Annotated in this window: 13 protein-coding genes and 1 tRNA gene; 1 reads left to right on the top strand and 13 read right to left on the bottom strand. The window is 60.3% G+C overall.

Annotated elements, in window-relative coordinates; all coding sequences use genetic code 11:
* Nucleotides 1-129: 129 nt before the first annotated feature.
* The gene (rlmB, locus tag ACZZ0Q_RS01480) at nt 130-888 is read right to left on the bottom strand and encodes a 23S rRNA (guanosine(2251)-2'-O)-methyltransferase RlmB (RefSeq protein WP_463540334.1); all 759 of its coding nucleotides are present in this window, start codon (nt 886-888) and stop codon (nt 130-132) included.
* Nucleotides 885-3428, bottom strand: coding sequence for a ribonuclease R (rnr, locus tag ACZZ0Q_RS01475; protein ID WP_463540335.1), 2544 nt, complete (start codon nt 3426-3428; stop codon nt 885-887). Before rnr ends, rlmB begins: the two co-directional genes overlap by 4 nt.
* Before the next feature lie 210 nt (nt 3429-3638).
* Here rnr and ACZZ0Q_RS01470 point away from each other — a divergent pair.
* Nucleotides 3639-3725, top strand: a tRNA-Leu gene (locus tag ACZZ0Q_RS01470).
* A gap of 131 nt (nt 3726-3856) precedes the next feature.
* Here ACZZ0Q_RS01470 and ACZZ0Q_RS01465 read toward each other — a convergent pair.
* The 11 genes from ACZZ0Q_RS01465 to ACZZ0Q_RS01415 form a co-directional block, all read right to left on the bottom strand.
* Nucleotides 3857-5791: a methyl-accepting chemotaxis protein gene (locus tag ACZZ0Q_RS01465; RefSeq protein ID WP_463540336.1), complete on the bottom strand. Its 1935-nt coding sequence runs from the start codon at nt 5789-5791 to the stop codon at nt 3857-3859.
* 162 nt (nt 5792-5953) lie between these two features.
* The gene (locus ACZZ0Q_RS01460; protein WP_122451577.1) at nt 5954-7246 is read right to left on the bottom strand and encodes an adenylosuccinate synthase; all 1293 of its coding nucleotides are present in this window, start codon (nt 7244-7246) and stop codon (nt 5954-5956) included.
* 50 nt (nt 7247-7296) lie between these two features.
* Complete coding sequence (locus tag ACZZ0Q_RS01455; RefSeq protein ID WP_463540337.1) at nt 7297-8484, bottom strand: ATP phosphoribosyltransferase regulatory subunit; 1188 nt, start codon at nt 8482-8484, stop codon at nt 7297-7299.
* Between the two features lie 32 nt (nt 8485-8516).
* Nucleotides 8517-8702, bottom strand: a complete 186-nt coding sequence (locus tag ACZZ0Q_RS01450; protein WP_463542256.1) for a DUF2065 domain-containing protein — start codon at nt 8700-8702, stop codon at nt 8517-8519.
* A gap of 110 nt (nt 8703-8812) precedes the next feature.
* Nucleotides 8813-9682, bottom strand: a complete 870-nt coding sequence (hflC, locus tag ACZZ0Q_RS01445) for a protease modulator HflC (protein WP_463540338.1) — start codon at nt 9680-9682, stop codon at nt 8813-8815.
* Complete coding sequence (hflK, locus tag ACZZ0Q_RS01440) at nt 9682-10848, bottom strand: FtsH protease activity modulator HflK (protein ID WP_122491951.1); 1167 nt, start codon at nt 10846-10848, stop codon at nt 9682-9684. The genes hflC and hflK overlap by 1 nt, the downstream gene beginning before the upstream one ends.
* A 96-nt stretch (nt 10849-10944) precedes the next feature.
* Nucleotides 10945-12246 carry a ribosome rescue GTPase HflX gene (gene hflX / locus ACZZ0Q_RS01435; RefSeq protein WP_463384058.1) on the bottom strand — a complete coding sequence of 434 codons (1302 nt, stop codon included), beginning with the start codon at nt 12244-12246 and terminating at the stop codon, nt 10945-10947.
* Between the two features lie 12 nt (nt 12247-12258).
* A complete protein-coding gene (hfq, locus tag ACZZ0Q_RS01430; protein ID WP_108097895.1) occupies nt 12259-12519 on the bottom strand; it encodes an RNA chaperone Hfq in 261 nt (86 codons plus the stop codon).
* Nucleotides 12520-12612: 93 nt separating this feature from the next.
* Nucleotides 12613-13587, bottom strand: coding sequence for a tRNA (adenosine(37)-N6)-dimethylallyltransferase MiaA (gene miaA, locus ACZZ0Q_RS01425; protein WP_463540339.1), 975 nt, complete (start codon nt 13585-13587; stop codon nt 12613-12615).
* Between the two features lie 12 nt (nt 13588-13599).
* The gene (gene mutL, locus ACZZ0Q_RS01420; RefSeq protein ID WP_463560226.1) at nt 13600-15501 is read right to left on the bottom strand and encodes a DNA mismatch repair endonuclease MutL; all 1902 of its coding nucleotides are present in this window, start codon (nt 15499-15501) and stop codon (nt 13600-13602) included.
* Nucleotides 15498-16928 carry an N-acetylmuramoyl-L-alanine amidase gene (locus tag ACZZ0Q_RS01415; protein ID WP_463560990.1) on the bottom strand — a complete coding sequence of 477 codons (1431 nt, stop codon included), beginning with the start codon at nt 16926-16928 and terminating at the stop codon, nt 15498-15500. Before ACZZ0Q_RS01415 ends, mutL begins: the two co-directional genes overlap by 4 nt.
* Between the last annotated feature and the right edge of the window lies 1 nt (nt 16929).

The raw sequence follows: 16929 nt of genomic DNA, 5'->3' as shown, positions 1-16929 counted from the left end.
GCGCAAGGCAATTGGTGAATATTTGAACAGTTGCCAAGAAGGCGGAGAAACCTGTGGGAGCGTCTTCAGCCGCGATGCCTTTTATCCAAAAGCATCGCGGCTAACGCCGCTCCCACAGGCGGTGCAGCACTAATTTCCAGCCTTGGCCTTCACGCCGCGCTGGCGCATGGCTTCGAACAGGCAGACGCCTGTTGCCACCGAGACGTTGAGGCTGCTAACGCTGCCCGCCATGGGCAAACGCACCAGGTAATCGCAGTGCTCGCGGGTTAAGCGACGCATGCCTTTGCCTTCGGCGCCCATGATCAGAATGGTCGGTCCGGTCAGGTCCTGGTCGTACAACTCTTGCTCGGCCTCGCCTGCAGTGCCAACCACCCACAATCCGCGCTGCTGGAGTTTTTCTAACGTGCGAGCCAGGTTGGTGACCGCCACCAGCGGAATGACTTCCGCCGCGCCGCACGCCACTTTGCGCACGGTCGGGTTCAGCGTCGCGGATTTATCCTTCGGCACGATCACCGCCAGCGCGCCAGCAGCATCGGCGGTGCGCAGGCAGGCACCGAGGTTGTGCGGGTCGGTTACGCCATCAAGCACGAGCAACAGCGGATGGCCTTCGCTGCGATCGAGCAACTCGTCGAGCATCGCCTCGCCCCACACCTGACTAGGGCTCACTTCCGCAACCACGCCCTGATGCACGCCTTCAACCCAGGCGTCCATTTCGCGGCGCTCGGCTTGCCCGACCGCTACGCGCGATTGAGCCGCCAATTCCAGCAATACCTGGACGCGCGGATCATTGCGCCCTTCAGCGAGCCAGATCTGTTTGACGCGCTTGGGATGGTGACGCAGCAAGGCTTCTACGGCGTGCACGCCGTAGATTTTCTCCAACTGACTCATGCTTTACCCTTTGGCTTGCGAGCGCCGCCGCTTTTGCTCGGTGCTGCAGCGCCAGCCTTTGGCGGGCCTTTGCGATGCGTGCTGGGCTTGGCACTTTTGCCAGCGGTGCTGGCCTTGCCTTTACTTTTCGCTTCAGCGAGCAACGCGCTTTTCACTTCGCGGCTGCGCTTGACGTCAGCGCTGCCGGAAGTAGGTGCTGCGTTCGCCTTCTCAGCACGCTCGCGCGCACCGCCTTTGGTCGCGGCCGAGGTGCGGCCCTTACGGCCGATTGGCGCATCGATAGTGGCTTGCGCCAGCTCAAAGTCGATTTTGCGTTCGTCCAGATCAACGCGCATGACTTTGACGTCGATGCTGTCGCCGAGACGGAAGCTGCGGCCAGTGCGCTCGCCCGCCAGACGGTGGTGAACCGGATCGAAATGGTAGTAGTCACCCGGCAACGCGGTGACGTGCACCAGCCCTTCGACATAAATGTCTTTGAGCTCAACAAACAAGCCGAACCCCGTCACAGCCGTGATAACGCCCGGGAAGCTTTCGCCCACGCGGTCTTTCATAAACTCGCACTTGAGCCAGTTCACCACGTCGCGGGTGGCTTCGTCGGCGCGGCGCTCGGACAATGAGCACTGCTCGCCCAGTTGCTCGAGCGCGGGTTCGTCGTACGGGTAAATGCGCGCTTTCGGAATCATCATCGCGCCGGCACGCTTAACGTGCGGCGTGTCCATCTTCGAGCGAATGACGCTGCGGATGGCGCGGTGCGTGAGCAAGTCCGGGTAACGACGAATCGGCGAAGTGAAGTGCGTGTACGCCTCGTAATTTAGGCCGAAGTGGCCCTGGTTATCGGCGCTGTAAACCGCCTGACTCAGCGAGCGCAGCATGACGGTTTGAATCAGGTGGTAATCCGGCCGCTCCCGAATGCCTTCAAGCAACGCCTGATAATCCTTAGGCGACGGGCCTTCTTTGGACTTTCCGCGTTGCAGCGACAAGCCCAACTCACCGAGGAATGCTTTGAGCTTCTCCAAACGCTCCGGCGGCGGACCATCGTGCACGCGATAGAGCGCAGGAATCTCGTGCTTTTTGAGGAATTCGGCGGTGGCCACGTTGGCGGCCAGCATGCATTCCTCGATCAGCTTGTGAGCGTCGTTACGAGTCGTAGGACGGATCTCGGCGATCTTGCGGCCAGAGCCGAAAATGATGCGAGTTTCCTGGGTCTCGAAATCGATGGCGCCGCGCTCATGGCGGGCCGCCAACAGTACCTGATACAACGAATACAGCTGTTTGAGGTGCGGCACCACGTCGGCGTACTCGGTGCGCAAGGCTTTCGCTTCGGCACTTTTCGGCGTTTCGAGAATGGCGCTGACTTTGTTGTAGGTCAGGCGCGCGTGGGAGTGGATGACCGCTTCGTAGAACTGGTAGTCGGTCATCTTGCCGGTCTTGGAGATGCTCATCTCGCAAACCATCGCCAAGCGGTCGACCTTGGGGTTCAACGAGCAAAGGCCGTTCGACAGCTCTTCCGGCAGCATCGGGATTACGCGCTCGGGGAAGTACACCGAGTTGCCGCGCACTTGCGATTCGTCGTCCAGCGCCGAGCCGATTTTCACGTAGTGAGAAACGTCGGCGATGGCGACGTACAGCTTCCAGCCGCCGGAGAACAGGCGCCAATTGCTGCCGTTTTTCTCGCAATACACCGCGTCGTCGAAATCGCGAGCGTCTTCGCCATCGATGGTCACGAACGGAAGGTGGCGCAGGTCGATGCGTTTTTCTTTGTCTTTCTCTTCCACTTCCGGCTTGAGCTTGGCGGCTTCTTTGAGCACCGCTTCAGGCCATACGTGGGGAATGTCGTAGCTGCGCAGCGCCACGTCGATTTCCATGCCCGGCGCCATATAGTTGCCGACCACTTCAACCACGTCGCCCTGAGGCTGGAAGCGCGGCGTTGGCCAATGGGTGATTTTCACCTCAACGAACTGGCCTTGTTTGGCGCTCGCGTTACGACCCGGCGTGACCAGCACTTCCTGCTGGATTTTCGGATTGTCTGCGACGACAAAGCCGATGCCGCTTTCTTCGTAATAGCGGCCGACGATGGTTTCGTGGGCACGGGAAATCACTTCCACAACCGCACCTTCACGGCGACCACGACGGTCGAGGCCGGTAACGCGCGCCAAGGCACGGTCGCCATCGAAGACCAGACGCATCTGAGCAGGGCTCAGGAAAAGGTCATCACTGCCGTCATCCGGAATGAGGAAACCGAAGCCATCGCGGTGGCCGCTGATGCGACCGAGGATCAGGTCGAGTTTATCGACCGGCGCGTAGGTGCCACGACGGGTGTAGATCAACTGGCCGTCACGCTCCATGGCCCGCAGGCGACGGCGCAAGGCTTCGAGTTGTTCTTCAGTGGTGAGGCCGAACTCTTCTACCAACTGCTCGCGGTTGGCTGGCGAACCGCGATCCGCCAGATGCTGAAGAATCAGCTCACGACTTGGGATAGGGTTTTCGTATTTTTCCGCTTCACGGGCGGCCTCGGGATCGAGGGATTGCCAATCGGCCATTAGAGAGGGTTCGCCTTATCTATATAGAGAAGTAAGTGTCTTGCGCCTATTGAAGCGCGAAAACGCTATCTTGGTCTGCTCACGTGAACGAATAAAGTTTTTTTTCACATCAGGGGTTTACAACCTTCAAACTGGTCCGTATATTTCGCGCCCACAACGACGGCAAACGTTGTTGTAGTTGAAAGTACTTGAGCAATCAACGAACTCAACGCCCAGGTGGCGGAATTGGTAGACGCACTAGGTTCAGGTCCTAGCGATGGCAACATCGTGGAAGTTCGAGTCTTCTCCTGGGCACCAATTTAGACTGAGGTACTACCAACCTCAGCAACAAAAAGACCGGCTTAGGCCGGTTTTTTTGTGTCTGGATTTTGGCCAGCGGCGGCCATTAACGAAGCCGGGAATGCCCGGCCTCCTCAACGAACGCGCCGTTAAACGCGGAACTGACCCAAGCTGGATTTAAGCCGCGACGCCAACCCGTCCAGCACACGACCGCTCGCCGCTGTCGCCGCACCCGCTTCGGCGGCGCGCTGCGCCTCTGCGTGAATAACTTCCACGCGACCCCGAACTGCATCGGCACCTTCGGCTTGATGCGCGGCCGCCTGCGTGGCCGCCTTTATTGCGGCGTGAACGTCATCCACCGCCGCCTGCACCGACAACTGCAACCGCTCGCTGTCACGCAGCGCTGCCAAGCCTTCATTAGCCTGCTGACCGGCGCGGCCGATCACCGACACCGCCTCACGTGCACCTTGCTGAAGAGCGGTGATGTGCGACTGGATATCGCCCGTGGACTGCTGCGTCTTGCTGGCCAGCGCACGCACCTCGTCCGCCACCACAGCGAAGCCGCGACCGGTCTCGCCCGCTCGCGCCGCCTCGATGGCCGCGTTGAGCGCCAGCAGGTTGGTTTGCTCGGCGATGCCGTGGATAACGGTCAGCACCATTTCGATTTGTTCGCTCTGACGCGCCAGTCGCTCGATCACCGCCGACCCGGCATCAACGCGCGACACCAGCTCCTCAATCAAGGCGCCGACTTTCGTGGCGATTACGGCGTTCTCGTTGGCGTCCTGACGAATCGACACCACGCGCTGCAACGCCGCCTGCATAGCGCGACTTTCAGCCTGCGCATCGCCAGCCATCACCGCCAACGCCTCGAGACTGCCCGCCACTTCATCACGCTGACGTTCAGCAGCCGCTTCGGCCGCAACGCTGCGAGTGGCCAGGCCTTTGATTTCGACGCCAGTGCTGACCGCGACCTCGCCCGCCTCACGCACGATGGGCTGCAATTTCTCGACAAAGCGATTCACAGCGATGGCCATGTCGCCAATCTCGTCGCGGCTGGTGACTTCGATGCGACGGGTCAAATCGCCCTCGCCCGCTGCCAAATCGTTCAGCGCAGCAATCTGCAAGTGCAGCTTGCTCACCACCCGCCGCCCCAGCACGATCGCCAGCGTCAGCAACACGCAAAGGCCCACCAGCACCAAGCCCAAACCGATGCGCCATTTCAATGTGGCAGCGGATTCCTGAACGGAGGTACGAGCGCCGTCGGCCATGCCGGCCGTTTCGGTTTGTGCCGCTTTCAATCGCGCCGTCAGAGCGGCGGTACTTTCAGTAGCAGCGCCCGACAGGCTGTCGGCGACCAACTGATCGCCACTGGCAATCAGCGCGGAGAAACGTTTGTCGAGCGCGACCAACTGCTGCTCAACCGAGGCCGTGGAAACGCCCATGAGCACCTTGCCGATTTCCACGCCGTTAGGGCTGATGGGCGCTTCGATGAGGTAAACGGATTTATCGTTACGCGCCGCGTTGAGCACTTTGTCCAATGCCCGCTCACCTTCGCCTTTATCCATCAGCGCTTTGATCAGCGGATTTTCGCGGTTTAGGTAGCGGGTCAGATGCTGCCCTTGCGCATCGTCATACACCACGAACAGCACGTTCGGGTTGCGTTGCGCACGCCGGGCAAATTCGGAAAGCGCGGGACCGTCGTTATCCCACATCGCACGCGGCGCCACCGCCGCCAACAGCTGCGCCATGTCGTTGGCCGAATCTTTGAGGTTCTGTTCGAGCGTGGCGCGCATCTGCGCTTGCTCTTCCTTTAAGCGCGAAGAAAGGCCGGCGGCGAGGCGCTCGCGGGTGCGTGTCGATAAGGTGCCCAGGCCCGAAGACAGTTCGCGCCCCGCCTCCTCCAATTCGGACTCGAGCCGCTGGGTGTCAGAACCCAGACGCGCGCCCAGGTCGACCTCCAGCGCACCAACCGTGCTCCGAGTTAGTGCAACGGCCACCAGGACCTGCACCAGCAGTGCAATTCCGAGTGCAATGAAGACCGGGCGCAGCAAGCGGCTACGCAAGAGAGAAACAATGGCTGACACGACAAACCTCCAATATCCGTCACCTGATGTGACGGCAACTGCTGGGATAACTTGAGCACAGCAAGTGCCATGCCGCCACACCTGACCAGACGCTTAGAAACGAAAAAGGGCCGCCAATTGGCGACCCTTTTCGTTAACCGTCGTAAGCGACGGCGCTAGCCCTTACGCGAACGGATGACGCAATACGATGGTTTCGTTGCGGTCCGGGCCGGTGGAGATGATGTCGATCGGCGCGCCGACCAACTCTTCCACACGCTTGATGTAGGCGCGAGCATTGGCCGGCAGCTCATCCAGGCTCTTGGCGCCCAGTGTCGACTCACTCCAGCCCGGCACTTCTTCGTACACCGGCTCCAGGCCGATGTAGCTGTCAGCGTCAGTTGGGGCGTCGATGACCGCGCCGTTTTCGTTTTTGTAGCCCACGCAGATGCGGATGGTTTCCAGACCGTCAAGCACGTCCAGCTTGGTCAGGCACAGGCCCGAGATGCTGTTGATTTCGATAGCGCGACGCAGGATCACGGCGTCAAACCAGCCGCAACGGCGAGCACGGCCGGTGGTGGCGCCGAATTCGTGGCCACGCTTGGCGAGGAACGCACCGACGTCGTCGAACAGCTCAGTCGGGAACGGACCCGAGCCAACGCGCGTGGTGTAGGCCTTGGTGATACCAAGGATGTAATCGAGGTACATCGGACCAAAGCCCGAACCGGTAGCGATGCCGCCCGCCGTGGTGTTGGAGCTGGTCACGTACGGGTAGGTGCCGTGGTCGATGTCGAGCAACGAACCCTGGGCGCCTTCAAACATGATGTCTTTGCCGTCGCGGCGCAGGTCGTGCAACACGGAGGTCACGTCAGCCATCATCGGCTTCAGTAGCTCGGCGTATTCCATGCACTCATCCAGGGTTTTCTGGAAGTCGATGGCCGGCTCTTTGTAGTAATTCACCAGCACGAAGTTGTGGTAATCCAGCAACTCGCCGAGCTTGGCTGCAAAACGCTCGCGGTGGAACAGGTCACCTACGCGCAGACCACGACGGGCCACTTTGTCTTCGTAAGCCGGGCCGATGCCGCGACCGGTGGTGCCAATTTTGGCTTCGCCACGGGCGCGCTCACGGGCCTGATCCAGCGCCACGTGGTACGACAGAATCAGCGGGCAAGCCGGGCTAATGCGCAGGCGCTCGCGCACCGGCACACCCTTCTCTTCCAGCTTGATGATTTCGCGCATCAGGGCGTCAGGTGCAACTACCACGCCGTTGCCGATCAGGCACTGAACGCCGTCACGCAGCACGCCCGACGGGATCAGGTGCAAGACGGTTTTTTCGCCGTTGATCACCAGGGTATGACCTGCGTTGTGACCGCCCTGGTAGCGAACTACCGCAGCCGCGTGTTCAGTCAGCAGATCAACGATCTTGCCTTTGCCCTCATCACCCCATTGGGTGCCCAGGACGACGACATTCTTACCCATAACACTTGTCCTCTTCGAAGCTTGATGCCGGCCGCAGCCGACGGAAATCTTTAATTAGCCAATGGCGCCACTTGCCAGCGCCCATCGACGAGCACCAGCTGGCGATCGCAGCCTGCCTCGCGCGCGGCAGAAACGTCCTGCCCCGGCAGCGCCTGCACGACACGCGTGTTTTGCCCGCGCAACTGGCGAACCGCCTTCCATAGATACAAATCGTGATTGTCTGGCGCCCACACCCCGGCTTTTGGCTCGTCGAGCTGCATGGAGCCTAGCGTTACCAGAGTTTTAAGGTCGGTCGAAAAACCGGTGGCCGGACGAGCGCGACCAAAGTCAGCGCCGATGTCATCGTAACGGCCGCCTTGCGCGATGGACTGACCAACACCGGGAACGAACGCGGCGAAGACTACACCGGTGTGATAGTGGTAACCGCGCAACTCGCCGAGGTCAAAGTACAGCGGCACTTCGGGGTAGCGGCGTTCAAGCGTGTCAGCAATGGCGATCAACTCGTCCAGCGCCAGATGCACGTCTTCAGGCGCCTCGACCAGGCAGGCTTGAGCCAGGTCCAGCACTTCGCGCTCGCCGCACAGCTCGGCAAGGGCACGCAGCATTTTCTGCAATTCGGCGGGCACGTGCTCAGTGAGCGAAGCCACTTCATCGACAGCCTTGCGCTGAAGCGCGTCAAACAACTGCTGCTCGACTTCACCGGAGAGATCCGCCGCGCGGGCAAGACCCCGGTAGATGCCGACATGACCAAGGTCGATATGCACGTCAGGAACGGCGGCGAGCTCGAGCATTTCCAGCAGCAGGCTGATGACTTCCACGTCGCTGGCCGGGCTGGCATCGCCGTACAGCTCTGCGCCCAGTTGAATCGGGCTGCGCGAGGTAGTGAGCGCGCGAGGCTGAGCATGCAGCACGCTGCCGGCGTAGCACAGGCGGTTCGGACCTTCGCGACGCAAAGTATGCGCATCGATGCGAGCCACTTGCGGCGTGATGTCCGCGCGAAAGCCCATCTGCCGACCCGTTTGCGGATCGATTACCTTGAAGGTGCGCAGATCCAGATCCTGGCCCGCGCCGGTGAGCAGAGATTCCAGGTATTCAATGTGTGGAGTGACGACGAACTCATAGCCCCAGCGCTGGAACAGATCCAGTACCTGGCGGCGGGCCGCCTCAATGCGCGCCGCTTCCGGCGGCAGTACTTCCTCGATGCCATCTGGCAGCAGCCAGCGGTCTACCGTTGCCATTTCGCCATTCCCCTCGTTGCGGGCGGCAGCCATTAATGAAGCCAGTAAAGGAGGACTGTTCCCAGCAACATGCTGGCAAGCCCGATTAGACGTAAGTGACGATCAGACAGCTGTAAAAGCTGCATGAATGTCGCACGCCAACCTCGTGGATATAGGAACGGCAGGATGCCTTCCAGCACCAGCACTAAACACAACGCGATGCCGAGTTCCTGCCACATGGTTCCCACAGACGCAAAAAAGCCGGGAATTTCCCGGCTGACCAATCATAACACGTTTCCCTGACGGGTCACCCCGACGGACGACTAGCGTCCGCCGGAAACGACTGACATCAAGGTTTCGACTTCTCCAAATAACGGAAGAAATCGCTGCTTGGATCGAGGACCAATACGTCACGCTTGTCGGCAAAGCTCTCGCGGTACGCGCGAAGGCTGCGGTAGAAACCGTAGAACTCTTGGTCCATGCCGTAGGCTTTCGCGTAAATGGAAGACGCTTTCGCATCGCCATCACCGCGCATTTCTTCCGCCTCACGATAAGCCTCGGCCAGGATCACACGCTTCTGCCGATCAGCATCGGCACGAATGCCTTCAGCCAACTCTTTACCTTTGGCGCGATGCTCGCGAGCTTCACGTTCACGCTCCGAACTCATACGGTCGAACACGCTGCGGTTAACTTCCTTGGGCAAGTCGATTGCCTTGACGCGAACGTCGACCACTTCGATACCCAATTCTTTCTGCGCAGCCTTGTTGAGCGTTGCAGTTACGTCAGCCATCAATGCATCCCGCTCACCCGACACCGACTCATGCAACGTGCGCTTGCCAAACTGGTCGCGCAGCGAGGCTTCCAGACGACGGGACAAACGCTCATCGGCAATCTGCTTGATCCCAGACGTAGCGGTGTAGAAACGCTCAGCATCGAGCACACGCCATTTGGCATAGGCATCGACCATCAGCGCTTTCTTTTCCAAGGTCAGGAAACGCGAAGTGGAGGAATCCAGCGTCATTAAACGCGCATCGAACTTGCGCACCTGGTTAACGTACGGAATCTTCACGTGAAGGCCAGGCGCTACGTCGGTTTGCACGATGCGACCGAACTGCAGCATCACCGCACGCTCGGTTTGCGCCACGATGTAGAAACAGTTCCAACCGACCAGCACAGCGACAATGGCGACGATCAGGACTGCCAGTGTTTTATTGCTCATCAGCGAGTCTCCCTTGTCCGCAGATCACGCTGTTGCAAATCAGCATTCACGCGCGCGCCCAAATCAGCGGCGGCAGCATTGCTGGAAGCCCCCTGAGCAGGTGCAGCGCCACGGCTATCGATCATCTTGTCGAGCGGCAGATAAAGGAGGTTGTTCTGCCCTTTCTCGCCGGTGACCAATACTTTGCTGGTGTTGGTCATCAGCTCTTGCATGGTGTCGAGATAGAGACGCTCGCGAGTTACTTCCGGCGCCTTGCGGTACTCGGCTACAAGCTTGGTAAAACGATCCGCCTCACCCGTAGCACGGGACACTACTTCATCGCGGTAACCGCTGGCGTCTTCAATCAGGCGTTGAGCCTGACCACGCGCTTCCGGCACTACGCCGTTGGCATACGACTCAGCCAGATTCTTCTCACGCTGCTCATCTTCACGAGCACGAATCACGTCGTCGAAGGCTTCCTGAACTTCACGCGGCGCGGCAGCGCTCTGCAAGTTCACCTGCGTAACGGTGATACCGGTTTTGTAGGTATCCATGAAACGCTGCAGGCGCTCTTTGACTTCGCTGGCCATCAGTTCACGGCCTTCAGTCAGCACCTGGTCCATTGCGGTGGAACCCACTACGTGGCGGACCGAGCTGTCGGTGGCCTGCTGCAGGCTGACTTCCGGTTGGTCAACGTTAAGCACGAACTCTTGCAGGTTGCTGATCTTGTACTGAACCGTCAGCGGCACCTCGATGATGTTCTCGTCTTCGGTGAGCATCTGCCCTTGCTTGCTGTAAGCACGCTCGCGGGTGACGTTCTCCTGGAACTTGCGATCAATCGGAGGGAAATAGATGTTGAGGCCTGGGCCGACAGTTTCGTAGTACTTACCGAAGCGCAGCACGACGGCTTGCTCCTGCTCGTCGACGACATAGACGGCGCTGTACAGCCAGATGGCCGCCACCACGGCAACGACCACAGCGATAAGGCCAAAGCCACCGCCACCGCCGCCACTGGAACCGCTATCGCTGTCACGTTTTTTACTGCCGCCGAACAGTCCGTTCAGACTGTCTTGCAGCTTGCGGAAGGCTTCGTCGAGATCCGGTGGACCTTTGCGGTCACCGCCGCCCTTGCGTCCACCCCAAGGGTCTTGATTATTCGAGTTGCCACCCGGCTCATTCCAAGCCATAGCGCTCTCCATACTGATAAAGCAAAGACGCGCCCACGGCGCGCCCGCCAATGCTACAGATGCCGTCCGGCAGCAGCAAAGCCGCAGTCGCAGGCTTTATTGCAAAGTGTGTTGCTCTAAAAACTCTGACGGCTGCCAGCCTTCACGGCTGATCAAGCGGTTCAATTCAACCCGTGGAACCCGCACAGACAGCAAGCTCGCGCCGTGCTCATCATGCTCTTCGGTTTGCACAACGCCCAACTCAAAAAACTGAGCGCGCAGGCGCCCCAAGCGTTGCGGCAGGCACAAGGTGCCGACAAACAAATCATTGCCCAGCAGTTCAGCAACCGCTTGCTCGAGCAAATCCAGGCCACGGCCGTCTCGGGCAGAAAGCCAGACGCGTTGCGGGCGCCCTGCTTCGTCACGTTGAATTTGCGGCTCAACGCCTTCCAGCATGTCGAGCTTGTTGTAGACCTCGAGTATCGGCAACTCATCCGCACCGATTTCCGTCAGCACCGCCAACACTTGCTCGATCTGCTGAGTACGGTCTGGCTCATGAGCATCGATCACGTGCAGCAGCAAATCGGAATTGCTCGACTCCTCCAGCGTAGCGCGGAAGGCCTCGACCAGCTTGTGCGGCAGATGACGAATAAAGCCCACGGTGTCGGCCAGCACGATTGGACCCAGGTCGTCTAACTCAAGACGGCGAAGCGTTGGGTCCAACGTGGCAAACAACTGATCAGCCGCGTACACCTCGGATTGGGTGACGGCGTTGAACAGAGTCGATTTACCGGCGTTGGTGTAACCCACCAATGAAACGGAAGGAATATCGGCGCGCTTACGGCCGCGACGCGCTTGCTCACGCTGACTGCGAACGCGCTCAAGCTTCTGCTTGATTTGCCCGATGCGTACGCGAAGCAAGCGACGGTCCGTTTCCAACTGGGTTTCACCAGGACCACGCAGACCGATACCACCTTTCTGCCGTTCCAAGTGAGTCCAGCCGCGAACCAGGCGCGTACTGAGGTGATCAAGCTGAGCGAGCTCAACCTGCAACTTACCCTCATGGGTACGTGCACGCTGAGCGAAGATATCCAGAATCAACCCCGTGCGATCCAGCACGCGGCACTCGAACACGCGCTCGAGGTTACGTTCCTGGCTGGGGGTTAGGATGTGGTTGAAGATAACCAGATCGGCCTGCTCGGCCTTGACCAGGTCGCGTAACTCTTCGACCTTGCCACTGCCAATCAGAAACTTTGCGGTCGGCCGATGACGTGGCACGTTAATGAACGCCACCGTGTCCGCACCCGCCGAATGGGCGAGTTCTTGGAACTCCTGCGGATCTTCGCGCGCCTCTGGGTCTTGGCCTTCCAGATGAACCAGAATGGCCCGCTCACCACCTTCATGACGCTCGAAGAACAAAGCAGACTCCTATCAGGCGTTACCTGGTTCTGCTTCGACTTGCTCACCTTCTGTCGCGCTAGGCAGACGAACCGGACGGCTCGGTACCACGGTGGAGATGGCGTGCTTGTAGACCATTTGGCTGACAGTGTTCTTCAGCAAAATAACAAACTGGTCGAAGGATTCGATCTGGCCTTGCAGCTTGATGCCGTTAACCAAATAAATTGAAACCGGTACGCGTTCCTTACGCAGGGTATTGAGGTAAGGGTCTTGTAGCGAATGCCCTTTTGACATGTGCCGCACTCCTTTGGAGATCGATAGTTATAGTATGAAAAGTGGTGGACTTCGCCGCAGTACCCCCAAGGATAGACGGCTATAAGCAAGGTCTCAGTCCAATATGGAGACCGACTTCAAGTATTTCAAGGTGCGCGGTAGATTGTCGCAAGCCAGACTGTCTAGCCAGTGCAGATTGGACCATCCGCGCAACCAGGTGAACTGTCTTTTGGCTAATTGACGGGTGGCGATAATGCCACGCTCAACCATTTGCTCTCGCGTCAGGCTGCCGTCGAGGTAATCCCAAACCTGTCGATAACCCACAGCCCGTATAGACGGCAATCCCACGTGCAGGTCACCTCTATTTCGCAGGTTTTCGACCTCTTCGACAAAGCCCTGTTCCATCATGGCCTCAAATCTTTCGGCAATCCGCGCGTGCAGTACGTGGCGCTCCGCCGGTGCGATGGCCAAACTGGCGACAGTATAGGGGAATTGCGAGCCCCCAGCTGTGCTAGAACCGCCGTTTTGAGCGGCTTGACGCTCTCGATGCGACGTCATGGTCTGGCCGCTAACCAAATACACTTCCAGGGCGCGCGACAGTCGCTGCGGATCGTTGGGGTGAATACGCGCCGCCGACGCCGGGTCCACTGCCGCCAATTCGCGATGCAGCACATCCCAACCCTCTGCCGCGGCGCGCTGCTCCAACCGCGCGCGAACGGCCGCATCGGCAGGCGGCATATCGGCCAGACCGTCTTGAAGCGCCTTGTAATACAACATGGTGCCGCCCACCAACAGCGGGATGCGCCCGCGCGCGGTGATTTCAGCCATCGCTGCAAGCGCATCGGTGCAAAAGTCTGCTGCTGAGTATGGTTCAGCCGGGTCGCGAATATCGATAAGACGGTGCGGATACTCGGCGAGCAGCGCTTTGGACGGCTTGGCGGTGCCGATGTCCATGCCGCGATAGACCAGCGCCGAGTCGACGCTGATCAACTCGCAGGGCAGGTGACGGCTCAGCTCAATGGCCAGGTCGGTCTTGCCGGCGGCAGTCGGCCCCATAAGGAAAATCGCCGGAGGCAGGCGCCTGGACATAACGAAGGTCCTTTAGCGGCCGCGCATGAAGAGTTTGTCGAGGTCGTCCATGCCCAGCTGCGTCCAGGTCGGCCGCCCGTGGTTGCATTGGCCGCTGCGCTCGGTGCTTTCCATATCCCGCAGCAAACCGTTCATTTCCGGAATGGTCAGACGGCGATTGGCGCGCACTGCGCCGTGGCAGGCCATGGTGCCAAGCAGTTCGTTGAGGTGGGCCTGAATACGGTCACTGGTGCCGTACTCCATCAGGTCGGCGACCACGTCATGCACCAGTCGATTGGCCTCAGCCTGCTTCAGCAATGCTGGAATCTGGCGAATCGCCAGGGTTTCCGGGCCAAGCCGCTGCAACTCAAAACCCAGACGCTGAAACCACGCGGCATGCTCCTCCGCGCAATCAGCCTCACGCTGGCTCACCGCAATTGATTCAGGCACCAGCAACGGCTGCCCGCTCAAGCCTTCGCTGGCCATGGCGACTTTCAGGCGCTCATAGGTGATGCGTTCGTGTGCGGCGTGCATGTCTACCAGCACCATGCCGACGGAGTTCTCGGCGAGGATGTACACGCCTTTAAGCTGCGCCAACGCATAGCCCAACGGCGGGATGTCGCCCTGGTTTTCAGGCAAGGCCGTTGGCGCGCCGCCGGCAGCCAAGGGAGCGAAATAGTCGCGATACACACCCTGAGTTTCTGCCACAGGAAGGCTTTGCGACGGACGTGGCGCCTGATAGCCGCCCTGATAACCGCTGCCCGGCGCGCGCCAGACATTGTCCGAAGCTGGACGCTCCAACACATTGGCCGACAGGCTCATCTCGTTTTGCGGGCCGAACTCCCCCGCAGCCTGCCCGGTCGGTCGCAGCATGCCGGCAACGGCTGCGGGCGCGGCCAGCTGATCTTCCGGGCGAACCTCACCCAGCGCGCGGTGCAAGGTGCCATATAGAAAGTCATGCACCATGCGCCCATCACGGAACCGCACTTCGTGTTTGGTGGGGTGAACGTTGACGTCGACCACCGATGGATCGATTTCAAGGAACAGTACAAACGTCGGATGACGACCGTTAAACAACACGTCGCGATACGCCTGGCGCACCGCGTGGGCGACCAGCTTGTCACGGACCGCGCGACCGTTCACGTAGAAATACTGCAGGTCCGCCTGGCTACGGGAGAACGTCGGCAGCCCTACCCAACCCCACATCCGCAAGCCGTTGCGCTCGATTTCAATGGGCAGCGCCTGCTCCAAAAACGCAGGCCCACACACCGCCGCAACCCGGCGAGCACGGGCGGCTTCGTCATGGGCCTCGTGCAAGGCGAGCACGCTTTTGCCGTTATGGCGCAGATGAAACGCCACGTCGAAGCGCGCCAGCGCCAAGCGCTTGACCACCTCTTGAAGATGGTCGAATTCGGTTTTTTCAGCCTTGAGAAATTTGCGCCGCGCCGGCGTATTGAAGAACAGGTCGCGCACTTCCACCGAGGTGCCGACCGGATGGGCCGCTGGCTGCACGCGGGGCGCCATGTCGCGGCCTTCGGTTTCAACCTGCCAGGCTTGCTCGGCATCCGCGGTGCGCGAGGTAAGGGTCAGACGCGCGACAGAACTAATGGACGCCAGCGCTTCGCCGCGAAAGCCCATGCTCATGACGCTTTCGAGGTCTTCCAGCTCACGAATCTTGCTGGTCGCATGGCGCGCCAGTGCGAGCGGCAAGTCGTCGGCTGCGATGCCGCTGCCGTCGTCGCGCACGCGCAGCAGCTTGGTGCCGCCCAGCTCGGCGTCCACATCAATACGCGATGCGCCAGAGTCGAGGCTGTTTTCCAGCAATTCTTTGATTACCGAGGCCGGACGTTCAACCACCTCGCCAGCAGCGATCTGGTTCGCCAGCCGAGGGCTGAGCAGTTCGATACGTGCTTGCGTCAACTCAGCGACCGTCATGGCTGGGCTGCCAGAGCAGTGGGTGGAATTTGCAGATGCTGGCCAACCTTCAGGGAGTCGGTTTTCAAATTGTTGGCCGAGCGAATGGCGGCTTGGGTCACCTGATAACGCTGGGCAATCATCGCCAGGCTTTCGCCGGAGGCCACCAAGTGATCACGCGGCCCTGGCGCAATTTTCCCCGAGTCACGCAGCCAGGCGACGTATGTGCCCGGCGGCGGGTTTTGCTGGAAGAACTGGCGAACGCCGCTGGAGATGGAACGCGCCAGCGATTGCTGGTGGCTGCCGCTGGCCAGTTTCACCGACTCGTTTGGATTGGAGATAAACCCGGTCTCAACCAGAATCGAAGGAATATCCGGGGACTTCAACACCATAAACCCGGCCTGTTCAACGCGACGCTTGTGCAGCGACGTCACGCTGCCAAGGTTAGTGAGCACCTTCTGGCCGACGTTGAGGCTGGAGGACAGCGACGCCGTCATCGACAAGTCGAGCAGCACACCGGCGAGCATCGGGTCTTTGTCGTCGAGGCTGACGTTGCCGGCACCGCCGATCAAGTCGGAGCGGTTTTCGCTGTCGGCCAGCCACCGTGCCGTTTCCGAGGTGGCGCCGCGATCTGACAGGGCGAACACCGAAGCACCAAACGCGGACTTGCTCGGCGCGGCGTCAGCGTGAATCGATACAAACAGGTCGGCGCCCTTCTTGCGGGCGATCTCGGTACGTTTGCGCAGCGGAATAAAGTAGTCGCCGGTGCGCACCAGCTCGGCGCGGTAGCCTTTGGTGCCGTTGATCTGGCGTTGCAGCTCGCGGGCGATGCCCAGCACCACATCCTTCTCACGTGCGCCACGTGGGCCGAGGGCGCCGGGGTCTTCGCCGCCATGGCCGGCGTCGATGGCGATAACAATGTCGCGCTTGCCGCTCGGGTCTGGCGGCGTCAGCTTGGGCAGCGGCTGGGTCGGCGTTACCGGCACTTGGGGCGCGGCAGCGGTGGTGGTCGAGGGCAGGCTTGGCGAGCTGTCGGCGCCTTGGTCGAACAGGTCGACCACCAGACGATCGCCGTACTGCTGGTTCGGCGCCAGGCTAAAGCTCTTGGGCGTAACCGGCGACGACAGGTCGATGACGATGCGCAGGTCGGTGGGCGAACGCTGCGCCGACCGCACGCTGGTGATCGGCGTGTTGGCAATCGACAGCTGTTCGAGCTTGGTCGCCAGCGTCGCGCCGTTTACATCGATCACGATGCGGTTGGGTGACGTCAGGGTGAACACGCTGTGGGTCACCGGGCCCGACAGGTCGAACACCAGGCGGGTGTTATCCGGCGCGCGCCACAGCCGTACGCTTTTGATATCGGCCGCAGCCACTAAGTCGGCAGCCAATACGGCAAGCAGCACAGAAACCCCGGTAACCAGCGCGCGCATGCGCATACCCAACCCCACT

Source organism: Pseudomonas sp. AC070 (assembly GCF_979258635.1).
This window is presented reverse-complemented; position numbering and strand designations above follow the sequence as displayed.

Excerpts from the sequence above, each read along its gene's own strand:
- miaA (WP_463540339.1), bottom strand. The coding sequence starts at position 13,587 with ATGTCCAGGCGCCTGCCTCCGGCGATTTTCCTTATGGGGCCGACTGCC.
- mutL (WP_463560226.1), bottom strand. The coding sequence starts at position 15,501 with ATGACGGTCGCTGAGTTGACGCAAGCACGTATCGAACTGCTCAGCCCT.
- ACZZ0Q_RS01450 (WP_463542256.1), bottom strand. The coding sequence starts at position 8,702 with ATGTGGCAGGAACTCGGCATCGCGTTGTGTTTAGTGCTGGTGCTGGAA.
- ACZZ0Q_RS01460 (WP_122451577.1), bottom strand. The coding sequence starts at position 7,246 with ATGGGTAAGAATGTCGTCGTCCTGGGCACCCAATGGGGTGATGAGGGC.
- hflC (WP_463540338.1), bottom strand. The coding sequence starts at position 9,682 with ATGAGCAATAAAACACTGGCAGTCCTGATCGTCGCCATTGTCGCTGTG.
- hfq (WP_108097895.1), bottom strand. The coding sequence starts at position 12,519 with ATGTCAAAAGGGCATTCGCTACAAGACCCTTACCTCAATACCCTGCGT.
- rnr (WP_463540335.1), bottom strand. The coding sequence starts at position 3,428 with ATGGCCGATTGGCAATCCCTCGATCCCGAGGCCGCCCGTGAAGCGGAA.
- rlmB (WP_463540334.1), bottom strand. The coding sequence starts at position 888 with ATGAGTCAGTTGGAGAAAATCTACGGCGTGCACGCCGTAGAAGCCTTG.
- hflK (WP_122491951.1), bottom strand. The coding sequence starts at position 10,848 with ATGGCTTGGAATGAGCCGGGTGGCAACTCGAATAATCAAGACCCTTGG.
- ACZZ0Q_RS01455 (WP_463540337.1), bottom strand. The coding sequence starts at position 8,484 with ATGGCAACGGTAGACCGCTGGCTGCTGCCAGATGGCATCGAGGAAGTA.